Annotated in this window: 20 protein-coding genes and 1 pseudogene; 11 read left to right on the top strand and 10 right to left on the bottom strand. The window is 51.2% G+C overall.

Features of this window, described 5'->3' with window-relative positions:
* Window positions 1–204 precede the first annotated feature (204 nt).
* Genes FYJ64_RS05225 through FYJ64_RS05205 form a run of 5 tightly spaced genes read left to right on the top strand, consistent with a single transcriptional unit; the run spans window position 205 to window position 5,904 of the window.
* Entirely contained in the window at window positions 205–1,374 is a 1,170-nt protein-coding gene (locus FYJ64_RS05225) for a CDP-glycerol glycerophosphotransferase family protein (RefSeq protein WP_154574156.1), read from the top strand.
* The gene (locus FYJ64_RS05220; protein ID WP_154574155.1) at window positions 1,358–2,494 is read left to right on the top strand and encodes a CDP-glycerol glycerophosphotransferase family protein; all 1,137 of its coding nucleotides are present in this window, start codon (window positions 1,358–1,360) and stop codon (window positions 2,492–2,494) included. Before FYJ64_RS05225 ends, FYJ64_RS05220 begins: the two co-directional genes overlap by 17 nt.
* Before the next feature lie 21 nt (window positions 2,495–2,515).
* Complete coding sequence (locus FYJ64_RS05215) at window positions 2,516–3,229, top strand: IspD/TarI family cytidylyltransferase (protein WP_154574154.1); 714 nt, start codon at window positions 2,516–2,518, stop codon at window positions 3,227–3,229.
* A complete protein-coding gene (locus FYJ64_RS05210) occupies window positions 3,223–4,248 on the top strand; it encodes a ribitol-5-phosphate dehydrogenase (protein WP_321073979.1) in 1,026 nt (341 codons plus the stop codon). The genes FYJ64_RS05215 and FYJ64_RS05210 overlap by 7 nt, the downstream gene beginning before the upstream one ends.
* A 12-nt stretch (window positions 4,249–4,260) precedes the next feature.
* Window positions 4,261–5,904, top strand: coding sequence for a CDP-glycerol glycerophosphotransferase family protein (locus FYJ64_RS05205; RefSeq protein ID WP_154574153.1), 1,644 nt, complete (start codon window positions 4,261–4,263; stop codon window positions 5,902–5,904).
* A gap of 173 nt (window positions 5,905–6,077) precedes the next feature.
* Here FYJ64_RS05205 and FYJ64_RS05200 read toward each other — a convergent pair.
* The 7 genes and pseudogenes from FYJ64_RS05200 to FYJ64_RS05170 all read right to left on the bottom strand — a co-directional run.
* A pseudogene (locus tag FYJ64_RS05200) lies at window positions 6,078–6,491 on the bottom strand (ISL3 family transposase); the annotation flags it as partial.
* Between the two features lie 21 nt (window positions 6,492–6,512).
* Window positions 6,513–7,115: a helix-turn-helix domain-containing protein gene (locus tag FYJ64_RS05195; protein ID WP_154574151.1), complete on the bottom strand. Its 603-nt coding sequence runs from the start codon at window positions 7,113–7,115 to the stop codon at window positions 6,513–6,515.
* Between the two features lie 128 nt (window positions 7,116–7,243).
* Window positions 7,244–7,633 carry a glycerol-3-phosphate cytidylyltransferase gene (tagD, locus tag FYJ64_RS05190; protein ID WP_075712417.1) on the bottom strand — a complete coding sequence of 130 codons (390 nt, stop codon included), beginning with the start codon at window positions 7,631–7,633 and terminating at the stop codon, window positions 7,244–7,246.
* 76 nt (window positions 7,634–7,709) lie between these two features.
* Window positions 7,710–9,119: a CDP-glycerol glycerophosphotransferase family protein gene (locus FYJ64_RS05185; protein WP_154574150.1), complete on the bottom strand. Its 1,410-nt coding sequence runs from the start codon at window positions 9,117–9,119 to the stop codon at window positions 7,710–7,712.
* Between the two features lie 348 nt (window positions 9,120–9,467).
* Entirely contained in the window at window positions 9,468–9,605 is a 138-nt protein-coding gene (locus tag FYJ64_RS11790; protein ID WP_407928773.1) for a hypothetical protein, read from the bottom strand.
* On the bottom strand, window positions 9,581–9,889 hold the full coding sequence (locus FYJ64_RS11785) for a hypothetical protein (protein ID WP_407928772.1): 309 nt from the start codon (window positions 9,887–9,889) through the stop codon (window positions 9,581–9,583). Before FYJ64_RS11785 ends, FYJ64_RS11790 begins: the two co-directional genes overlap by 25 nt.
* Window positions 9,829–10,206, bottom strand: coding sequence for a hypothetical protein (locus FYJ64_RS05170; protein ID WP_206045550.1), 378 nt, complete (start codon window positions 10,204–10,206; stop codon window positions 9,829–9,831). The genes FYJ64_RS11785 and FYJ64_RS05170 overlap by 61 nt, the downstream gene beginning before the upstream one ends.
* Before the next feature lie 200 nt (window positions 10,207–10,406).
* Here FYJ64_RS05170 and FYJ64_RS05165 point away from each other — a divergent pair, with 200 nt between their 5' ends.
* The 4 genes from FYJ64_RS05165 (at window position 10,407) to FYJ64_RS05150 (ending at window position 13,918) form a co-directional block, all read left to right on the top strand.
* A complete protein-coding gene (locus FYJ64_RS05165; protein ID WP_206045549.1) occupies window positions 10,407–11,213 on the top strand; it encodes an ABC transporter permease in 807 nt (268 codons plus the stop codon).
* A 183-nt stretch (window positions 11,214–11,396) separates the two neighbouring features.
* Entirely contained in the window at window positions 11,397–12,227 is an 831-nt protein-coding gene (locus tag FYJ64_RS05160; protein ID WP_154574146.1) for an ABC transporter ATP-binding protein, read from the top strand.
* Window positions 12,224–13,543, top strand: coding sequence for an LCP family protein (locus FYJ64_RS05155; protein ID WP_154574145.1), 1,320 nt, complete (start codon window positions 12,224–12,226; stop codon window positions 13,541–13,543). Before FYJ64_RS05160 ends, FYJ64_RS05155 begins: the two co-directional genes overlap by 4 nt.
* 60 nt (window positions 13,544–13,603) lie before the next feature.
* Window positions 13,604–13,918, top strand: coding sequence for a putative signal transducing protein (locus FYJ64_RS05150; protein WP_154574144.1), 315 nt, complete (start codon window positions 13,604–13,606; stop codon window positions 13,916–13,918).
* A 246-nt stretch (window positions 13,919–14,164) separates the two neighbouring features.
* Here the strand turns inward: FYJ64_RS05150 and FYJ64_RS05145 are convergent, their stop codons facing one another.
* From FYJ64_RS05145 to FYJ64_RS05135, 3 genes are read right to left on the bottom strand one after another with little or no spacing between them, the layout of a single operon-like run.
* Window positions 14,165–15,919 (bottom strand): hypothetical protein, encoded by a 1,755-nt coding sequence (locus FYJ64_RS05145; protein ID WP_154574143.1) that lies wholly within the window; start codon window positions 15,917–15,919, stop codon window positions 14,165–14,167.
* The gene (locus tag FYJ64_RS05140; RefSeq protein WP_154574142.1) at window positions 15,891–16,790 is read right to left on the bottom strand and encodes an ABC transporter ATP-binding protein; all 900 of its coding nucleotides are present in this window, start codon (window positions 16,788–16,790) and stop codon (window positions 15,891–15,893) included. Before FYJ64_RS05140 ends, FYJ64_RS05145 begins: the two co-directional genes overlap by 29 nt.
* Window positions 16,787–17,188 carry a GntR family transcriptional regulator gene (locus FYJ64_RS05135; RefSeq protein ID WP_154574141.1) on the bottom strand — a complete coding sequence of 134 codons (402 nt, stop codon included), beginning with the start codon at window positions 17,186–17,188 and terminating at the stop codon, window positions 16,787–16,789. The genes FYJ64_RS05140 and FYJ64_RS05135 overlap by 4 nt, the downstream gene beginning before the upstream one ends.
* A 263-nt stretch (window positions 17,189–17,451) precedes the next feature.
* Between FYJ64_RS05135 and sppA the strand changes: the two genes are divergently transcribed.
* Window positions 17,452–18,507: a signal peptide peptidase SppA gene (gene sppA / locus FYJ64_RS05130; protein WP_154574140.1), complete on the top strand. Its 1,056-nt coding sequence runs from the start codon at window positions 17,452–17,454 to the stop codon at window positions 18,505–18,507.
* Between the two features lie 224 nt (window positions 18,508–18,731).
* Window positions 18,732–19,088, top strand: a complete 357-nt coding sequence (gene ylxM / locus FYJ64_RS05125) for a YlxM family DNA-binding protein (RefSeq protein ID WP_154574139.1) — start codon at window positions 18,732–18,734, stop codon at window positions 19,086–19,088.
* Window position 19,089: the final 1 nt, after the last annotated feature.

Genomic DNA, 19,089 nt, shown 5'->3' with positions numbered 1-19,089 from the left:
CGTTTCTGTTACTGTGTACTGTGCGATACCTCTTGATTATATCACAAAGAGCGGTTCTCGGCGCGCAGATTTCGGGAGGCGGACTTTACCGGGCCCGCCGGATTATGGTATAGTGTAGGAGGGCGAGAAGAAACCCGGGAACAGAGAAACGGTGACACAGAGTGCGTGCCGCAGGCGGCACGGCAGAAAACTACTGGAGCATTCATGAGATATTTTAAGAACGGAATCAGCGCGGTGGCGTTTATCCTACTGAGCCGGCTGATCGCTATTTTTACAGAGGTAAGGGAAAACAAAGTCTTTTTCGTTTCCGATGTCCGGGCAGAGCTGGGCGGAAATCTGAAGGACGTTTATGATTATCTCGACGGAAGTTACGAAAAAGTGACATACCTGAAAGCAGACCGGAGACAGATCACAGGACCGGGGAAATTCCTCCGGTTCGTTTACGATATGACCACGGCGGGAACGATTCTCCTGGAGGATTATTTCCGATATACCTCCTATTACAGCGTCAGGCCGGGACAGCAGATCTGTCAGCTCTGGCACGGCGCCGGCGCGTTCAAAAAATTCGGCTACAGCCGCGCCGCCGGAAATGAGAAAATCCGCATTCATAAAGGGTATCGGAAATACGCGAAGGCCATCGTCAGTGCGGAGAGTATCCGGGGCTGCTATGCGGAGGCCTTCGGGCTGCCGCCGGAGAAGGTGAGGGCCACCGGAGTTCCGCGGACGGATCTGTTTTTCGATGCACAGAAGATTCGGGAGACGCAGAACGCCCTGTATGAAGAATTTCCGCAGCTCGAACGGAAGAAGGTCGTTCTGTTTGCACCCACCTATCGGGGGCTCCGGGCAGACGATGCGGGGTATGATTTCAACCGTCTGAATCTTGAGCGGATTCGCGAGGGACTGGGAGAGGATTATATCTTTGTGTTCAAATGGCACCCGGCGGTGTACAACAATATTCTCCGCCATAAGGGGGGAGAATGGGATCCCGGAAAATACGGAGACTTTTATCTGGATTTGTCGGAGCATCGGGAAATTAATGATCTTCTGCTTGTGACAGATGTTCTGATTACTGACTATTCTTCGGTTATCTTCGACTATTTCTTTGTTAATAAACCTATTGTATTTTACGCCTACGACCGGGAGGTGTATGCTGACGGGCGGGGGCTGTATTATCCCTATGAGGATTATCTGTACGGTCCGGTTGTGACCGGACAGCAGGAACTGATTCGCGCCGTCCGGGAGGGGGACATGGCGGAAGAAAAGAGAGCAGCCTTCGGGCAGCGCTTCCTCAGCGCATGCGACGGTCATTCCACGGAGAGAACCTGTAAGTGGATATTCGGGAAGGAGGTGGGAACAGATGGAAATCGTGATTAATATCGGCGTTGCGTTTCTGAACCTGATCTATTGCTTTCACAAGCTTGCTCCGGTCAGAAACAGGGTTTCTGTCATCAGCAGACAGAGCGCGGCCCCGTCGCCTGATGTGAAGCTGCTTCTTGAGGAAATCGGAAAGGAATATCCGGAGATTGAAACACAGGCCCTGTATCGGATGATTCCTCCGGGACTGTTCGGAAAGGTGAAATATCTCTTTCATATGATGGGACCGGAGATGCATGCACTTGCGACTTCCAGAGTCGTCATTCTAGAGGGATACTGTATCACTGCCAGCGTGCTGCGGCACAGACGTTCACTGCAGATCCTGCAGATGTGGCATGCCCTCGGGATCTGTAAAAAATTCGGATACTATGTTGAGGGTGAAGCAGAGGGCTACAGTCCGAAACTTATCCGTGCCCTGCGGATGCACCGCAATTACAACGCGATTCTGGCAAGCAGTGAATTCTGTCGCCCGTATTACGCAAAGGCGTTTCATTATCCGGAGGAAACGGTGAAGGTTCTGCCGCTTCCGCGTGTGGATCTGCTGCGGAGCAGTGTGTTCATGGAGGAGAGAGGAAACAGAATCCGTGCTGCTTATCCGGAGCTGGGAGACGGAAAAAAGAACATCCTCTACGCGCCCACCTTCAGGAAGGGAGTGGATACCGCGGAGGCGGTCCGCGGGCTGATCGATGCGGCGGACCGGACCCGATTCAATCTGATTGTCAAGCTCCATCCGGTGGAACGGAGAAAACTGGATCTGGAGGGAGTCTTTCGGTGCCCTGAGTACAGCAGTATGGAACTGCTGTCTGTGGCGGATTATGTGATTACGGATTATTCGGCATTTCTTTTTGAGGCAGCCGTTGCGGGCCGGCCTTTGTTCTTCTATACATGGGATCTCGACGTCTATCTTCAGCGCCGGGGCTTCTGTATTGACTTTCCGTCAGAAATGCCGCAGGAGCTGTACCGCGAACCGGAGAAGGTCATGAAGGCGATTGAGGAGGAACGCTGGGATCCGGTGAAGCAGAAAGCGTTTGCAGATCGCTTCGTGGCGGGCGGAACACGAAATACGAATAAACTTGCGCAGTTTGTGAGATTATTATATAATAAATCTATTAACGTCTGATACATGGAGAGGAGGACAGATATGATTTTTGGAGCAGTATTGGCCGGCGGCAAGGGAACCCGCATGGGCAATGTAGATAAACCGAAGCAGTTTCTGACCATCGGCGGAAAGCCGATTATCGTTCATACGGTAGAAAAGTTTGTAATGAATGACAAGTTCGAGAAGGTAATCGTGCTCTGCCCGGAGCAGTGGATTTCTTATACAAAGGATTTGTTCCGCAAGTATCTTCCGGACGGCAGCAGAGTGGAAGTGATTCAGGGAGGCGCGGTTCGCAATGAGACGATTATGAATGCGATCCGGTATGTCGAAGAAAATTATGGACTGGATGAGGATACCATCATGGTTACGCATGATGCTGTCCGGCCCTTTGTCACTCACCGCATCATTGAAGAGAATATCGAGAAGGCGCAGCAGGGCGTGATCTGTGATACGGTGATTCCCGCGACGGATACCATTGTGGAAAGCCGGGACGGAGCGGTGATCAGCGCGATTCCGGACCGCAAGTTCTATTATCAGGGGCAGACGCCTCAGAGCTTCCGGGCGGCGGCCTTCAAACAACTTTATCAGGAGCTGACGGAGGAGGAACGGGAAGTCCTGACAGATGCGGCGAAGGTCTTTGTGATGAAGGGAGAAAAGGTCACGCTGGTACAGGGCGAGACGTTCAATATCAAGGTAACGTATCCGTATGATCTGCAGCTGGCAGAAACTTTGCTGGGAGGGGAGAAAAAGTGCTGAATACGATTTACCGGCTGGTAGCGCCCCGGCGTTTCGAGGCGGAGTTCTCTGATATCAGCCTGAAGGATGACAATATTATTGTTCGGCCCACTCATCTGTCGATCTGCAATGCGGATCAGAGATATTATCAGGGCAAGAGGGCGCCGGAGGTACTGAAGAAGAAGCTTCCGATGGCGCTGATTCACGAAGGCATCGGCGATGTGCTGTACGACCCCCGTGGGGAGTACAAGCCGGGGCAGTCGGTGGCGATGGTGCCGAATACGCCGGTGGAAAAGGACGATGTTATCGCGGAGAATTATCTGCGCAGCAGTAAGTTCCGGGCCAGCGGCTTCGACGGTTTCATGCAGGACAGTGTCGCTATCGGCAGAGACCGCCTCGTGCTTCTGCCGGCAGGGATTAACAAAAGAGTGGCGGCGTTTACAGAACTCGTGTCGGTCAGTTACCACACGATTAACCGCTTCGATGTCAGGGCACACCGCCGCCGTGACAGGATCGGCGTCTGGGGCGACGGAAATCTGGCGTTTATCACGGCGCTGCTGCTGAAAAAGAGGATGCCGGACAGTCAGGTGCTGATTTTCGGAAAGAACGACTACAAGATGGCGGATTTCGTGTTTGCGGACGCGACGTATGACATCACGGACATCCCGCCGGAGCTGCGGGTGGATCACGCGTTCGAATGCGTCGGGACGGAGGCCTCGGGAATCGCCATCAATCAGATTATCGATTTTATTAATCCGGAAGGGACCATTGCGATCATGGGAGTGTCGGAGAATCCGGTGCCCCTGAACACCCGCATGATTCTGGAGAAGGGACTGAATGTGTTCGGCTCCAGCAGAAGCGGCGTACAGGATTTTCGGGATACGATTCAGCTGTACAACTCCAACAAGGACGTGGAGGAATATCTGGAGAGTATCATTGGAGAGACCATTACGGTCCGTTCCATTGCGGACATGAACCGCGCGTTCGACGCGGACATTCGCAAGAGCGGGGGGAAAACCGTGATGGTCTGGGAGAAGTAAAGGAATCGGTATATGACGAAGCTGATTATCGATCAGGTAAAGTATCAGAGGATTATTCTTCACATCATCGGGCACGTGGAGGATGTGGACAGCCTCGAAGGCGCCCGTTTTTATCTGCGGGAACAGAAGCAGAAGCGGGAACTGGATATTGAGGCTGTGGAGACAGAGGGGAATCGCTTCCGTCTGCGCGTCAATGTCATGGAACTGGACGGGGAATACCCGATCCGGACAGGGAAATGGTATCTGCGCGCTGACATCGGTGATGAGAAACGGCTGAAGGATTATGTTTCCGACTCAGTCTATGACCAAGTACACATGGCTGTCATGGACGAAATAAAAATAAATTTTGTAATGGACAATAACGAGGGCGAAAGTTGGCAAGGCATTTCGGCTTTAAATACTGAAGACTGGACCTATTATCTGGACGTCACCTTTATTTTTCCGGAGCAGCTGACCGGATTCCGGAAATTTACACAGCAGCTGAAGGAGACTGTGTATCGGCAGTATCGCAGTCTGGCCACCTGGGGCTTTCATGTGGCCTTCAATATATTCAGCAACAAGCCCAAGAAGGGGAACCAGGTATTCTTCACTTCCGACCGGACTAACGAGCTGGCCGGGAACGAGAAGTTCGTCTATGAACGTATGCTCGAGCGGGGTCTGGGGGACAAATATGTATTCAAATTTTCTTTCAAGGACGGCATCAAGGCGCGGCGCAGTTTCCGGGAGAAATTCCGCTTTACCCATGATCTGGCAACCTCGGATGTGATTTTCACGGATGATTATCAGCCGGAGTTGTATAAAAATGAGTACGACCCGGATGTCAAGCTGGTGCAGCTGTGGCATGCCTGTGGCGCATTCAAAACCATCGGATTTGAACGACTGGGAAAGAAGGGCGCACCGATGCTCCTGACTAAGACACATAAGAATTACACTCATGTGATTGTGAGTTCGGAGCATTCCGCCCGTCATAACGCGGAGGCGTTCGCCCTCAGTGAGAGCAAATTCTATCCGGTAGGAATCCCCCGAACAGATGTGTTCTTTGACCGGGAATATCTGGAACGCACTGCAGAAAAGGTTCGCGCCCATTATCCGCAGATATCGGAGGCGAAAAAGGTGATTCTCTACGCCCCGACCTTCCGGGGAAATAACGCCCGAAGTGCGTCTTTCCCGCTGCAGATCATCAACTTCCATATTCTCGGTGATTTTCTGAGGGACAAAGGGTACTGCATGATGATCAAGCTGCATCCCTTTGTAAAGAGTGAAATCCGCATCCCGCAGGAATATCAGGACTACTTCATTGACGCGACCGACTACCCGGACATCAACGAACTGCTGACGGTAACCGATGTTCTGGTCACGGACTATTCCTCGGTCATCTATGAGGCGGCTCTTCTGAACATCCCGATGCTGTTCTTCGCCTTCGATCTGGACAATTACAACGATGACAGAGGCTTTTACGAACCCTACGAGGAAATCGTGCCCGGCAAAATCGTGAAGACCCTCCGGGCCCTCGTCGAAGCTATCGGAAACGAGGACTACGAAGCGGAAAAATTGCAGGGCTTCCTGACGAAGAACTTCCGCGACCTGGACGGCCATTCAACGGACCGCGTAATCGACCTGATCTTCGGAAACGACGACGGGAACTCGCTGGCATAGGCCGGTGCCCGCATAAGCCTACGGCGGCCGGGTTCCTAACCTTAATCGACTAACTATCTGAAGGCCTGAGTGAGATGGGTTGAAACTGACAGCTATGGTTCAAATCTTCTGATTTGATGGGACAATACAGACTCCCGAATACCAGAGAGTTGTCTCCTATTTCTGAGGCATCATCAACATATGTGGGTCAGAATCTGACCTTTCCACGGCAGATTCACCTCGATATCTGAGCATCGCAGCATGATCATGCCCATCATGTTGTCAATGTCTCTGAATCCGTAAGCCATACGGATCGTCAGCTTGATTTTGTTGTTGACTGCCTCAATGCGCGCATTGGACAGTTTGTGCTCCAGTGTTGCCAGAATTGCATCGTAGTGCCGGCGGATCTTTCGCTGCAGTTCCACGAACTCCGGGATCCTGCAGTGCTGTGCCCACTTGATGAAGTGATCCAGTTGTTCCTTCCCTGCATCCAATCCGTGATGGAACACCAGCCGCAGTTCTTCCTTCAGAAGGTATGCCCGATACAGGCGGTTGTCTTTCTTGGCAATCAGTTCAAGCTTCGCCCGTTGCTTCTCGGTCAGGTTCTCCGGAGCCTTCCGAGAGCGAACTTACTGGATTTGATGTCCTTCGCTGTGGTATCTGGCTTTGGCGTATCCCCGGATGACCTTGCCGGTATCATGGTTCACAATGACAGTGATATATTTGTGGCCCTTCTTGTAGCTGGTCTCATCGACGCCGATGTTCACCAGTCCATCGAAACGGCTCTTTTGATCGAAGTCCGCATCTTGCCGGATTCGACTGATGATCGGACCGACAGTGTTCCATGAGATCCGCATGAACTCAGCCGTCACCTTACGGGAACAGTGCACCGCGACCCATGCAGTCATATGCTCGAACTCGTATGTGAATGCCGAGTCGTGTCTGGCCCATGGAACAGCACAGGCAACAACACCATGCTCGGGGCAGTTGACCCGATAGACCTCTGACTCCAGATACGTTTTATGCGTGTCCATGTCGCAGGTCCGCCAGCGTCTGATCCCGCTGCCGGCATCATATCGCGGAGCTTTCCGTCCACATTTGCCGCAGCGACATTGTTCACCCTTCGTCGGGTGGACACGGACGATAATCGAATCGTCCGAACCAAAAGTTACATTATCGATGGCAGTGTGCTTGACATTCAGTGCTTTTTTGAGTATTGTTTTGGTAAGCATACAGATTCCTTTACGTAAGAGATTTTTGTTGCAAAAAAAATCCTACAGGAAATTGTATGCTTTTTCAATTGTTTTCAAGGGTCACGGCACTTCAGTCACCCACACATGCTGATGAAGAACCCTATTCCCTATTTTTTCAGTTCGTTTTTGATTTGTGTTGTGGAGATCTCCGGAGTTCGCGGCAGGTAGACAACATCGCAGTAGTCTTTAAGGAAATCGAATTTTCCTTTCCAGTCGTCTCCGATGACAAAGGTATCAATTTTGAATTCTTTTACATCGCTGAGTTTTTGTTCCCAGTTCTCTTCAGGAATAACTAGATCCACATAGCGGATGGCTTCTACGAGGTTTTTACGCTGTTCGTAGGTAAAGTAGCATTTCTTGTGCTTCTGATTCCAGTTGAACTCGTCGGTTGAGATCGCGACGATCAGATAATCGCCGTATTCTTTTGCTCTCCGGAGAAGATTTACATGACCGTAATGCAGCAGGTCAAAGGTTCCGTAGGTAATAACTCTCTTCATCAGTCTCGCACCTTCTTTATTTCTTTTTCATCTTTCGTTTCGCGGCGGCACGTTCACGCGCTTCGTCGAGGGTATTTCACGGGCGCGCGGCCTGCGGCGCCTGTTCGATCAGCGCGATCGTCCGTTCAGTTGCATGGCCGTCGCAGGCTCCGACGAAGCGGTTTTTAAAGTCGATGATTTTTTGTTTATCGAAGCACAGGTCGATATGCTGAATGCAGTCGATGAGTTCCTCTGTCGTGGAGCAGATCGGTCCGGGCGTGATTTCGTCATATTTGTAGTATAAGCCCCGATCTACATAATATTCATCCAGGTCGTAGGCGAAAAACAGCAGCGGGCGCTCCAGAAGCGCGTATTCAAAAGCGATTGAGGAGTAATCCGTGATGCAGATGTCTGCAATCATCAGCAGTCGCTCAATGGCGCCGACGATCGGAGTCCGGTTCATATCAAAGAGGAAGGTGTTCAGGAGGTCTTCCGGATAGCCCGGGAGATTCCTGACGGAGCCGTGCTGTTTAATCAGCAGCACGTATTCGTTGCCGAGTGCCTGCGCCATCGCTCTGTAGTTCATGGCGGACGGTGCGGATGCGTTGGAAAGCCTGCCGCGATATGTCGGCGCGTAGAGAATGATTTTTTTCCCGGCAGTTGCGGGGAATTTCCGGTGGAGATCCTCGTAGCCTTTGCGGATGATGTCCGGCTTATAGAACTGATCCGTGCGGGAAACACCGATCGGAAGGAGCTTTCCGGAATCTGCGGGGATGTGCATGGATTCCTCGAAGATCCACGCCTGCTCCATGGAGGGGAGGGTAACAAAATCATAGTTCCGATATGAATCGTACTCCTCCGCCTCTTTCCGGGAACGTCCGAACTTCTCATTGTCGATTGTGCTGTATCCCACTTTTTTTAGGATTCCCAGACCATGCCAGAGCTGAATCAGCTTTGTTTCCGGACGGAGATCAAACTGGCTCAGAAATTCGTTGGCGGAGGAGATGAAGATGGCCTTTGCGTCAGCGGCTTCGCGATAAAACTTCAGGATGTTTTCATAGGCTTCTATGTCAGAGCGTTTACGCAGCTGAGCGCCGATCATGACGACCCGGTATTTCCCCTGAGCCTTCAGGACATCAGATAGATATCCGTTTGGAGCGCTCCTGGGACCGCCTTTTTCCAGAAATACAACTTTGTCCTTCACAGGCTGCTTCGCATATTTCGCATAGCACTGAGGACCGAGGCCCTTAAGATAATAGGCCTTTACCTCCCTGCGATACTGTTTGGCAAGAACGTGATCCAGACCCTGAAAAGAATTTTCCAGTTCCAGAATATGATCCATCGTTTCCTTGCGCTGCCGGGCATCCATATGCAGAAAGGGTCGTTTTTTGTAATAGTCCGTCAGCTCTGCGTAGACACTCCGCGCTTTCTTTCTTCTTCTGTGCAGATCATAAGTGCCTGTCACGCCCCGATCTGCAAGGTTAAGCAGTATCGCCCTGATACTCATTCACACCTCCACATTCACATTTTTCTCTCTGTAACGATAATGACCCGGTTTGAAGTGTGCGCGCTGCCCTCCGCGAAGCTTCCGCTGACAAGACAGATGCGCACGAAACACGAATTAAATATACCATATATTCTGAGAAAAGGCAATAACGCCCCGGCCGCACGGCGGTGTCAACTTGTTGTAGAGTTTTTCGGTTGACAATTCTCTTGTATTTTTAATTTGCTTCTAATTTAAAACCCCGTGATTCTGTCCATACGCCTGCAGCAATCTCTGCATTCCTGCGTTTGTATCGTAGATGGGGACTTCTCGCTCAAATACACTTCAGTCTGTATATCCGTTCACGTATTCCTATATCATTCGCTCTCCATATTCCCGGTAGGTCTCCTCTTGCTCGCCTCTGAAATCAGCCGCTGTGATTTTTTGTCCATTAAGGTTCAATACCCTGATTTTGCTCAGTTTCGTCAGTCCTTTCCTGCTCCATCCCATCGGATTCCGGCTGAATCGTTCGGAGAGTACATGACTGATCTGACCTTCCGTTTTCCGCCGTCTCCATGTACATAAATGTGTTTGAGCGCTTCTGTATCATACGCTTTGGATATATAGCCCTCTACACTTTCCCATAACTGCTTTCCGTTAAACTCTTCATCCACAAAGTGCATCGGCCGGATCGTCCGGTTTCGCCGCTCGCTCACTTTCTCAATTCCCTCGCTCACTGTGACCAGCGGGACGATCTGATTTCCTTTTCCCCTCTCCTTCTTCGGTTTCTGCATATGGACATGGTCTTCGTCTGCGTATATGTGCAGGACTTCCGGACTTCGTTTCTCGTCCGGCTGTTTTTCCGGAACCTGTATGGTTTCTCACCGTCTGACGGCTGATTTCGCTGTTTACGTTCGCTTTTGTCCTCGCGAATAGATTCATTCAGATACTTCAGTGTCGCTTCCACCATAGCTCTGGCTGATGTGCGGCAATCCTCGGCAATGTCCTTCGCCATGAGATCCAGATCCTGAATCTCACCGTTTTCTGTTCTTTTTATGATTTTTCTTCTCAAATCCATTGCGATCTGGTGTATACTATTACTATAATTCATAGAGGTCGCTCCCTTCGTGTTGTTTTTTGCAAATTCTATTTTAACACAAAGAGTTGACCTCTATTTTCTTTTTTCTAAATCCCTCGGAAAAGTTCCACACTTATTTTACACTACCCGGCCGCAATGCACTGTTGCGAAGGGAAGGATTTTAGGCTATAATACTATATACTGATTTGCAAAAAATGGATTGGAGAAGGGATTTGAATACACTTTCAGAGATCGTCAGCGATCATATTAAATTCCGCAGGCAGCTGCTGAAGCTTGCGAAATCCGATATCGTGAAGCAGTACCGCGGCGCGGCGCTTGGATGGATGTGGGCGGTCATATCACCGGCCGTTACGATTTTTGTGTTCTGGTTCGCGTTCTCCATCGGAGTCCGGCGGGGACACGATGTGGACGGGTATCCTTTTTTTCTGTGGATGATCAGCGGATTCATTCCGTGGTTTTATATGAAGGCGACGCTGACCGGCGGCGCGGGCTCTATACGGAAGTATAAGTATCTGGTGAAGCGGATCAAGTTTCCGGTGGATACGATTCCGACTTTCGTGAGTCTGTCGAATCTGATCGTGAATCTGGCGCTGCAGATCATTATGATCTTCATTTTTATGGGTTTCGGATTCATGCCCACGAAATACTGTCTGCAGATTCCGCTGATTATTATCGGAATGTTTATTTTCTTCACCGCATGGAGTCTTATGGCGGGGATGCTGTCTGCCATGAGCAAGGACTTTCTGAACCTGGTGAAGTCTGTGACGCAGGCGCTGTTCTGGCTGTCGGGGGTTATTTACGATGCAAATCGGATCACCATTCCCTGGATTCGTGAGACGATGCTGTTCAACCCCATTACACTGGTTGCCAACGGTTACCGCAACGCCATGATTTATCACCGCTGGATCTGGGAATATCCGGGACAGATCAGGAACTTTGTGATCATGACGGTGATCATGTGCGTCCTTGCAATCTGGGCGTACAAAAGATTGAAGAAGGAGATTCCGGACGTGATCTGACGGCTCTCTGGAGCGTCACTTCGTCTCGTACAGCGGCATCGAGAGTTGCTTCGCCCTGCGGGCCGGGCAGAATCCTGTACGGTGACACCGAGCGAGGCTTCTTTCGTGAGGCGGACACCGATGAGGATCCCTTCGTGAAGCGGCACCGATGAAGCAAGACCGAACACAAAGAGATAATGAGATATGGAAGATAGTATTACAAAGACGGCGATTTCATTTCGTCATGTCACAAAAACCTATAAACTGTATAAAGATGATAAGCAGCGATTTCGCGCAATCTTTTTCAAAAATGTGAAGTGCAAGCAGAGGAAGGCGATCAATGACGTCTCCTTTGACGTTATGCCGCGGGAAGCGGTGGCACTCTTCGGACGCAACGGCGCCGGAAAGTCCACACTGCTGAAAATGATTACCCAGGTCACCTATCCCTCCAGCGGAGAGGTCGAGGTCAACGGGAGAGTCAGTGCACTGCTTGAGCTGACCGCCGGGTTCGACCCTGAATTCACAGGGCGGGAGAATATTTATTTCCGAGGAAACCTTCTGGGACTGAAGGAGGAGGACGTTCGGGAACTGGAACCGCAGATCATTGAATTCGCTGAGCTGGGAGATTATATGGACCAGCCGGTAAGAACGTATTCCAGCGGAATGAAAGCGCGTCTTGGCTTCGCGATTAACGTGAGTATCCATCCGGAGATCCTGATCGTGGACGAGGCGCTGAGCGTGGGAGACAAATCCTTCCGTAAGAAGTGCAAAGAAAAAATCAGGGAACTGGTAGAGGACGAAAATGTCACATTTCTTTTCGTGACTCATTCCACAGCAGTGGCCGAAGAATTTTGTACCCGCGGTCTCGTCATGAAGAAGGGAAAACTGATTTTCGACGGCGGAATCAGCGAGGCTGCGGCGTTTTACGATGAAATGATTGAAAGGGAGGATGCCGAGAAGGCAGAGAGAAGAAGGAAAAAGAGAGAACGGCGCCTTGCGGAAAAGCGGGCGCTGGAGAAAAAGGAGACTCTATGAAGCTGATTCAGAAACTCAGGAAAAAACCGGCGGCGGTTGTCGCACTGCTTCTGGTGGCGTTCCTGATTGTGACGGGCGCGCTGGTGGCAACCTCTGTCTACAGTATGCTGAACAGGGTGCAGAAGACAAAGAAGCTTAGCACAAAGGAACTGTCTTGCGTAGACGTGGACGGGTATGTGAATATCGCACTGCTTGGTGTGGATTCGCGGAGCATGAAGAAAAAAAACCTGAAGCAGCATAATACAGACTGTATTATCATCGTCAGCATGAATGTGGAGACGAAGAAGGTCAATCTCATTTCCGTATACCGCGACACCTATACGAGGATCAACGGAACCGACACCTACAACAAAATCAACAGCGCATACGCCTCCGGCGGTGCGACCGGCGCCATGAAGACCATCAATCAGACGATGGATCTGAATGTTTCGGAATATGTGCTGTTTAACTTCAAGATGGTGGCGAACCTGGTGGACAAGGTCGGCGGAATTACGGTGAACGTCCATGATTATGAAATTGAAGAGCTGAACAAATATACAAAGCAGACTGCCCACAATATAGGACAAAAAAAATATAAGCTTGTCAAGAAGGCGGGAAAGCAGACGCTGGAAGGCGTGCAGGCAGTGTCGTACGGCCGTATACGCAAGGGCGTCGGGGACGATTTCAAGCGTACCAGCCGGATGCGTGTGGTTATTAAGAAGGTGACAAAAAAATTGCAGGAGAAGAATCTGGCGGAGCTGATGGACATTATGGATGATCTGCTTCCGCAGATTGAAACGAATCTGTCTAATAACGATATGATCGGTCTGGCGCAGCGGCTCTCCAAGATGGAGTTCGGCAAGAGCATCGGCTGGCCGTATAATGTGACCACAGGGAACCTGAACGGCGTTTCCTATGTGTTCCCGTCCGATCTGGCGGCGAATGTGGTGAAATTACATCAGCAGATGTTCGGGCAGAAGGATTATAACGTTTCAGGAACGGTCTCTACTATCGCCGCGCAGATTGCCGGTGCGGCGGGAGGCTCGACACAGAGTTCCGGGGGAACGGCAGGCACCTCGGGCAGCACTTACAGCGGAAGCGGAAGCTACGGAGGGAGCACCTCCGGCGGAACTTCCGGAAGCTCCGGTTCGTCCGGCTCATCCGCATCGAAATCCTCCGGCAGCAGCACAGGAAGCTCGGGAAGCTCAGGGTCCTCCGGCAGTTCAGGCAGCTCCGGCAGTTCAGGCAGCTCCGGGGGAAGCTCGTCCGGAGGTTCAGGCGGAAGTTCGGGCAGTTCAGGCGGTACCGGCGGAGGAACGGCAGAGGGCGGCGAGTAAGCCGCGGAAGAGGAATAGCGGGGCTGCAGACAGGAGAACAGTCAAGGAGGTCATATCCGGATGGCGGAAATATTCAGAAGACGGGGAGGAAAGGCCTCTCCGGAGCAGGAAGACAGCTATCGCTGGCGGGACGGGGCTTATCTCTGTACGGTCACCGACAGCTTCCAGGCGGATATTCTGGAATCCAAGCTGAGAAGTGAGAACATCCCCTGTGAGAAAAAATATGTCGGTTCCAGTAATTATCTGGAGATCGTGTTCGGGACGAATACGGTAGGTGAAATCGAACTGTATGTGCCAGCGGAGTGTCTGGAGGACGCGAGGAACGTCATCGTTCCGGTAGATCTGGACGACTGCGAAGCTGTTTCCGTGGAGTAGAGTCTGGATTGGTATTTCAGGCATATTCGATAGATGAGCACGCATTAAAGAACGGCTGTGAAGCCGGCGATATTAGGAACGCCGGCACACAGCCGTTTTTCTGTGAGGAGCGGAAACCGGAAAGGCTTCCATACATTAATTCGCGTCGGCACACAGCCTTCAGCCGGACTGTGCTGTGTGCCGCGGCGCTTCTGACAAACTGCCTTCGGCGCCCGCCAAGTCCGGCGGGGACTTAGCAGGCAGACACTATTTGTCACTTTCGGAGTTCAGCGTTTTCAATTCCTTCAGATATCCCCGGCTCTGCAGGAATTTCATAGTATTCCGGTCGCTCTTCTGAACCGGAAGATAGATGGTACTCTCATTGTTTCCCTGCTCGACATTCAGAAAGTACAGGTTGGAATTTTTCATCAGAGTTTTCAGGGTGCTGCCTGAGATGGAACGCAGATCCTTTCTGTATGCGCTGAACAGTCGGCTCCAGTCAGAGCGGTGGATCTGCAGCGCCGTTTCATCGAGACTGAGGCTGATATTGGAAGCCCTTGACTGGAATTTAGAAATTCTGCCGGTGAATTTCTCAATTACCTCAGGAGCCGCGAACAGAGTCTGGAGTGCCCGGAAGGATTCAGGGTGATCCTTGCTGTACATGCAGCTATAGGTTCTGCGCATTGCGGTTCCGTTTTTCAGGCGATAGGTTATCGTGATATCGGTACTCCAGTCAGCATCAGCGTCGTTTACCTCGCGAGAGTCGATAAGCTCCTTCTGCAGGGCGATGGTTTTGTTCACCGCAGCTCTTCCCGTAAGCCGCAAGGGTGCGTATCCAGTGACGTCCGAGACCAGATCGGCGGTGATTTCGACCGCAGCGACATCGGAAGTTTCGGGAGTTCTGGTGCTGTAACCGCTCAGATCAAAGACCGTGAAACAGAGAAAGACCGCTGCGATAACTGCGTAAATGCCGAATTTCTTCAACGTGCTCCGGTTGAATACATGGGTGATTCCGTCTGCGATGGCGCGGCTGATCAGGTAGTATACCGCGGAGAATATGACAAACAGAATCAGATAGCGGATCCGGAACGAATTATTGATATGTGCGCCCGAGGTCAAGACAACCATCATGAGACATGCGGACGGCACCGCACAGATGAAGGTCAGAAGAATGCAGATAATGTCCGCAATCAGCGGGAAGACGCAGGCGCGCTCCTCACGCTCAAGCTTCACTCTCCGATAGACGAGACGCGCGATGATCAGTACCGCGGCCGCCGCCGGCAGATATAGAAGCTCGTACTGCAGACCGGACGGAACACTCCCGGTTCCTTTCAGCGCCATATAGCTGACCGGCGACAGCCTCAGAGTCCAGTTTGCCAGGATCTCGTCTGAATATCCGTAGAGAAACATCGATTCCGCCATGCGGATGATGATGACCAGGACAAAGGGAAGTCCGTTGAGGAAAAGCGCCAGCAGCGTATGAATCGTCCGGTTCCCGGCCAGAACTCCGGCCAGTACAGAGAGCGCATAGACAAAGAAGATGATGATCATCGTCTCTGCGATCCATTCCAGGCAGCGAAGCGGCGAAAATAGTTCCGATGCCAGAACCGTGTCACTGACATCGGTTCTGGCGCCCGACAGAGACATCATCAGAATGCCGTTCGCGGCGACGGGAATCAGCATCATGAAGAATCCGCTGAGAGCGGAGGCGTCGAACAGCTGACCGCGCCCCGACGGAAAACTGTGAATCATCGTGACTGAGGCGCTGTTGTGCAGATAACTGAACACGCAGACTGCCATCAGGACAGCGAGAATGCAGTCAATTCCAATGATCGCGGGATTCTGATTGGAAATTGATATAGAAGCGTAACTGCTGACGATGTCAAAGCGCTGATAGCAAAGGAGCACCGGCAGTATTGAAGACAGAAAATATCCCATAAATCCGAGAACGGGAACAATCCAGTAGCGCCGGAAGTTTTCCCGCATCCAGGTCTTAGAAAATGAGACTGCTGATTTCATCATCGTCACCTCCCAACTCATAGATAAAGATTTCCTCCAATGAAAGCGGGAGGATGTCAAAGATAAGCGGATCGTGAACCCGGAGTCTGCTTTCGATCTCATCTCTGGGAGCGCTGATCAGAAGCAGTTCTACCGAGCCTCTTTTTTCATGATGGAGCACGTTCAGCCCTGCGAAGGGATTCTCCGGCACGCCGGCTCCGAAGGCAATCTGGACTTTGTGCAGATCTCCCCGCAGAGAATCCATCTCCCGCTCCATCTTCATGCTCCCTGCAGACAGGATTCCGATATGGTCGCAGATTCCTTCCATTTCTCTGAGGTTATGGGAGGAAACCAGTACTGACATTTCCCGGTCGGCCACGTCGTCCACGATATACTTCCAAACCAGCTTGCGCACGATGGGGTCAAGGCCGTCAATCGGCTCGTCCAGCAGAAGGTATTTCGGCATGGTGGACATGACCAGACAGAACATGGCCTGCTTTTTCATCCCCTTTGAGAAGTTCCGCAAACGTGCGGTCTCGCTGAGACGGAAGGCCTGTGTCATTTCGTGAAACCTCCGATCATCCCAGGCGGCGTAACTGCCCGCAAAGATTTTTTTCATGCCGGCCAGATTATATCCGTTCGGAAAAAACAGATCATCGGGAACCAGTCCGATGTGCTGCTTTACGGCGGCATTTTCCCATACATCTTCTCCGTCGAAGCGGATTTCGCCTGCGTCCTGTCGCAGTACTCCGGCCAGATGACGGAGTACCGTGGTCTTGCCGGAACCGTTAATGCCGATCAGGCCGTAAATCGAGCCCGAAGGTACTGTCATATCCAGACCGGACAATGCCTGAAAGCCGTCGTATTTCTTTGTCAGTCCCCTTGTTTCAATCATAGTCCCTTCTCCTTTCCGACTGATCCTATCAGCGCGTCGATGGCGCTGACGCTCATATCCCGTGCATCCTCCGGCGACAGTCCCAGATAGAGCAGCTGCTTAAAAGCGCTGATCACGTCTGTCAGGGCGCTTTTCACCTGGGCCGGATCCGCCTTGATGCTGCTCTTCGGGCCGACAAAGGTCCCCCTGCCGGAAACAGTGAAGATGTAGCCTTCACGTTCCAGTTCCTTAAAGGCCTTTTGGACTGTGTTCGGATTGATGGTCAGTTGACGGGAGAGTGTTCTTACCGACGGAAGTCTGGTGTTTTCCGCGAGAACATCAGTCATGATCAGCTCTTTGATGTTGTCGATAATCTGCTCGTAAATCGATTTTCCTGATTTCATATCGAGCTGAAACATCGCATCCTCCTTTTCTTCTTGCGCCTGCCCGGGAGGACAGACGCTGATGTATTAACTTACCCCTGTTGTGTGCTAAGTATACTACTCCGGATAGTACACTGTCAAGAGAGAATTTGTTCTGTGCGATTTCTTTACAACAAAAGCGGCTCAATGGTATAATACTAAATACACGCTCATTCATTGAATATGATTGGATAAGCCTGGAATATCACTAATCCGAAGGGGCTATTATTCAGCAGGAATGATAAGGAGAGATTAATATTATGGAAAACAGAGTAAATACATTCGATTCTCAGGCCGGAAAGACGAAAAAGCCGTTCACCTGGAAGAAGGGCATCCTGGTCTTTCTGATTATTCTTGCGGTGATCATCGCGGCGGGAATTCTGATCAGGGGGCATATGAAATCATCTGACGCGGTCATTGGCGACGGGGGAACGCTGAAACTCAGTGATCCGTATATCGGAGTGCTTTCGGTAGAGGGGACGATATCAGAGTCTGACACTTCCGGGCTGCTGAGCAGCTCGAGCTATCATCACAGCTGGATTCTGAGCCGCATCGACGATATGATTAAGGATTCAAATAACAAAGGCATGATTCTCTATGTCAATTCGCCGGGCGGGAGTGTTTATGCCAGCGACGAACTGTATCTGGCAATCCGGCATTATCAGAAAAAGACGGGAAGGCCGGTTTATTCCTACATGGCCAGCGAGGCGGCTTCCGGCGGTTACTACATCAGTTCGAACTGCAACCGCATTGTTGCGAACCGCAACTGCTGGACCGGATCCATCGGAGTCACTCTGGGAACTATGTATGATATAACCGGACTGCTGAAGAAATACGGCATCAGAACAGTGACCATCACTTCCGGGAAGAACAAAGCCATGGGCAGCTCCACGGTGAAGATGACTGGGGAACAAAAGAAAATCCTGCAGGGTCTGGTGGACGAGGCCTATGAACAGTTCACCGGCATCGTGGCTGAAGGGCGGAATATGAGTCTGAAGAAGGTTCGGAAACTTGCAGACGGCAGAATATATACCGCAAAGCAGGCGAAGAAGCTGGGTCTGGTTGATCAGATCGGAACTTATGACGAGGCTGTCGCCGATATGAAGGCACGCTATAAGATGAGCTCCGCTGTGAAGGCGAAGCAAATCGAATACGACGAGAATACCGGATTTCTGCAGAGCCTTCTGAGCGAGAGCCTGAGCAGGGTGCTGGGAAAAGGGAACTCTTCCGGCGCTTCGGAGCTTGAGGCATTGAAATCGGTTATGCAGGAAAACCAGACCTTCACGATCACATATCTGTCTCAGGTGAGGAAATAATGTCACCTCATCATCGTATATGTGGAACGGATGAAGACTGTTCCGGAACGGAGAAGAAGTCAGTCAAAGATACGAACAGGATGTTAAGCAAAAATACTTGACACCGCATGCGGCCTGTGGTATATTTGTCAGGTAACGTGGAAAGGGGGCGGAGCATCTCCGTGTATTCTCAGAAGGAATAAAAGGTGAGGAGCCCCGTTAATACTGTGAACGGAGGATGCGGGATGAATGAAATAGCAAAAGAAAGTCTTTTGTTCGATTTCTACGGAAGCCTCCTGACAGATAAAAAACGCCGGGTCATGGAACTCTATCACGAGGAGGATCTTTCCCTGGCAGAGATTGCGGAAAATTTCGGGATCTCCAGAGCCGCTGTACATGATTCCCTGAAAAGTGCGGAACGGCAGTTGGCGGAATACGAGCGGAAGCTTGGAATGGTGGCGCATATGACTGCGCTGCGGAGTACCTGCGGACAGGCTCTCGGAGTCGTTGCGGAGCTTGCAGAGGACTGCGGAGAGAATCCGCTTATGCAGAAGAAACTTGCAGAACTCCGGAAACTTCTGGGGGAACTGGAAAGGGCATGAG

Origin of the sequence: Hornefia butyriciproducens (assembly GCF_009695915.1) — a bacterium.
Classification (GTDB): domain Bacteria; phylum Bacillota; class Clostridia; order Peptostreptococcales; family Anaerovoracaceae; genus Aminicella; species Aminicella butyriciproducens.
Note: the sequence above shows the minus strand (reverse complement) of the source record. Positions and strands in the feature narration are given on the sequence as shown.

Coding starts and splice junctions, on each gene's coding strand:
- FYJ64_RS05140 (WP_154574142.1), bottom strand. CDS start 16,790: ATGATTGAAACAAGGGGACTGACAAAGAAATACGACGGCTTTCAGGCA.
- FYJ64_RS11785 (WP_407928772.1), bottom strand. CDS start 9,889: ATGCAGAAACCGAAGAAGGAGAGGGGAAAAGGAAATCAGATCGTCCCG.
- FYJ64_RS05225 (WP_154574156.1), top strand. CDS start 205: ATGAGATATTTTAAGAACGGAATCAGCGCGGTGGCGTTTATCCTACTG.
- FYJ64_RS05215 (WP_154574154.1), top strand. CDS start 2,516: ATGATTTTTGGAGCAGTATTGGCCGGCGGCAAGGGAACCCGCATGGGC.
- FYJ64_RS05205 (WP_154574153.1), top strand. CDS start 4,261: ATGACGAAGCTGATTATCGATCAGGTAAAGTATCAGAGGATTATTCTT.
- FYJ64_RS05160 (WP_154574146.1), top strand. CDS start 11,397: ATGGAAGATAGTATTACAAAGACGGCGATTTCATTTCGTCATGTCACA.
- FYJ64_RS05135 (WP_154574141.1), bottom strand. CDS start 17,188: ATGTTTCAGCTCGATATGAAATCAGGAAAATCGATTTACGAGCAGATT.
- FYJ64_RS05195 (WP_154574151.1), bottom strand. CDS start 7,115: ATGCTTACCAAAACAATACTCAAAAAAGCACTGAATGTCAAGCACACT.
- tagD (WP_075712417.1), bottom strand. CDS start 7,633: ATGAAGAGAGTTATTACCTACGGAACCTTTGACCTGCTGCATTACGGT.
- FYJ64_RS05220 (WP_154574155.1), top strand. CDS start 1,358: ATGGAAATCGTGATTAATATCGGCGTTGCGTTTCTGAACCTGATCTAT.
- FYJ64_RS05185 (WP_154574150.1), bottom strand. CDS start 9,119: ATGAGTATCAGGGCGATACTGCTTAACCTTGCAGATCGGGGCGTGACA.
- FYJ64_RS05150 (WP_154574144.1), top strand. CDS start 13,604: ATGGCGGAAATATTCAGAAGACGGGGAGGAAAGGCCTCTCCGGAGCAG.
- FYJ64_RS11790 (WP_407928773.1), bottom strand. CDS start 9,605: ATGGGATGGAGCAGGAAAGGACTGACGAAACTGAGCAAAATCAGGGTA.
- ylxM (WP_154574139.1), top strand. CDS start 18,732: ATGAATGAAATAGCAAAAGAAAGTCTTTTGTTCGATTTCTACGGAAGC.
- FYJ64_RS05145 (WP_154574143.1), bottom strand. CDS start 15,919: ATGATGAAATCAGCAGTCTCATTTTCTAAGACCTGGATGCGGGAAAAC.
- sppA (WP_154574140.1), top strand. CDS start 17,452: ATGGAAAACAGAGTAAATACATTCGATTCTCAGGCCGGAAAGACGAAA.
- FYJ64_RS05170 (WP_206045550.1), bottom strand. CDS start 10,206: ATGAATTATAGTAATAGTATACACCAGATCGCAATGGATTTGAGAAGA.
- FYJ64_RS05155 (WP_154574145.1), top strand. CDS start 12,224: ATGAAGCTGATTCAGAAACTCAGGAAAAAACCGGCGGCGGTTGTCGCA.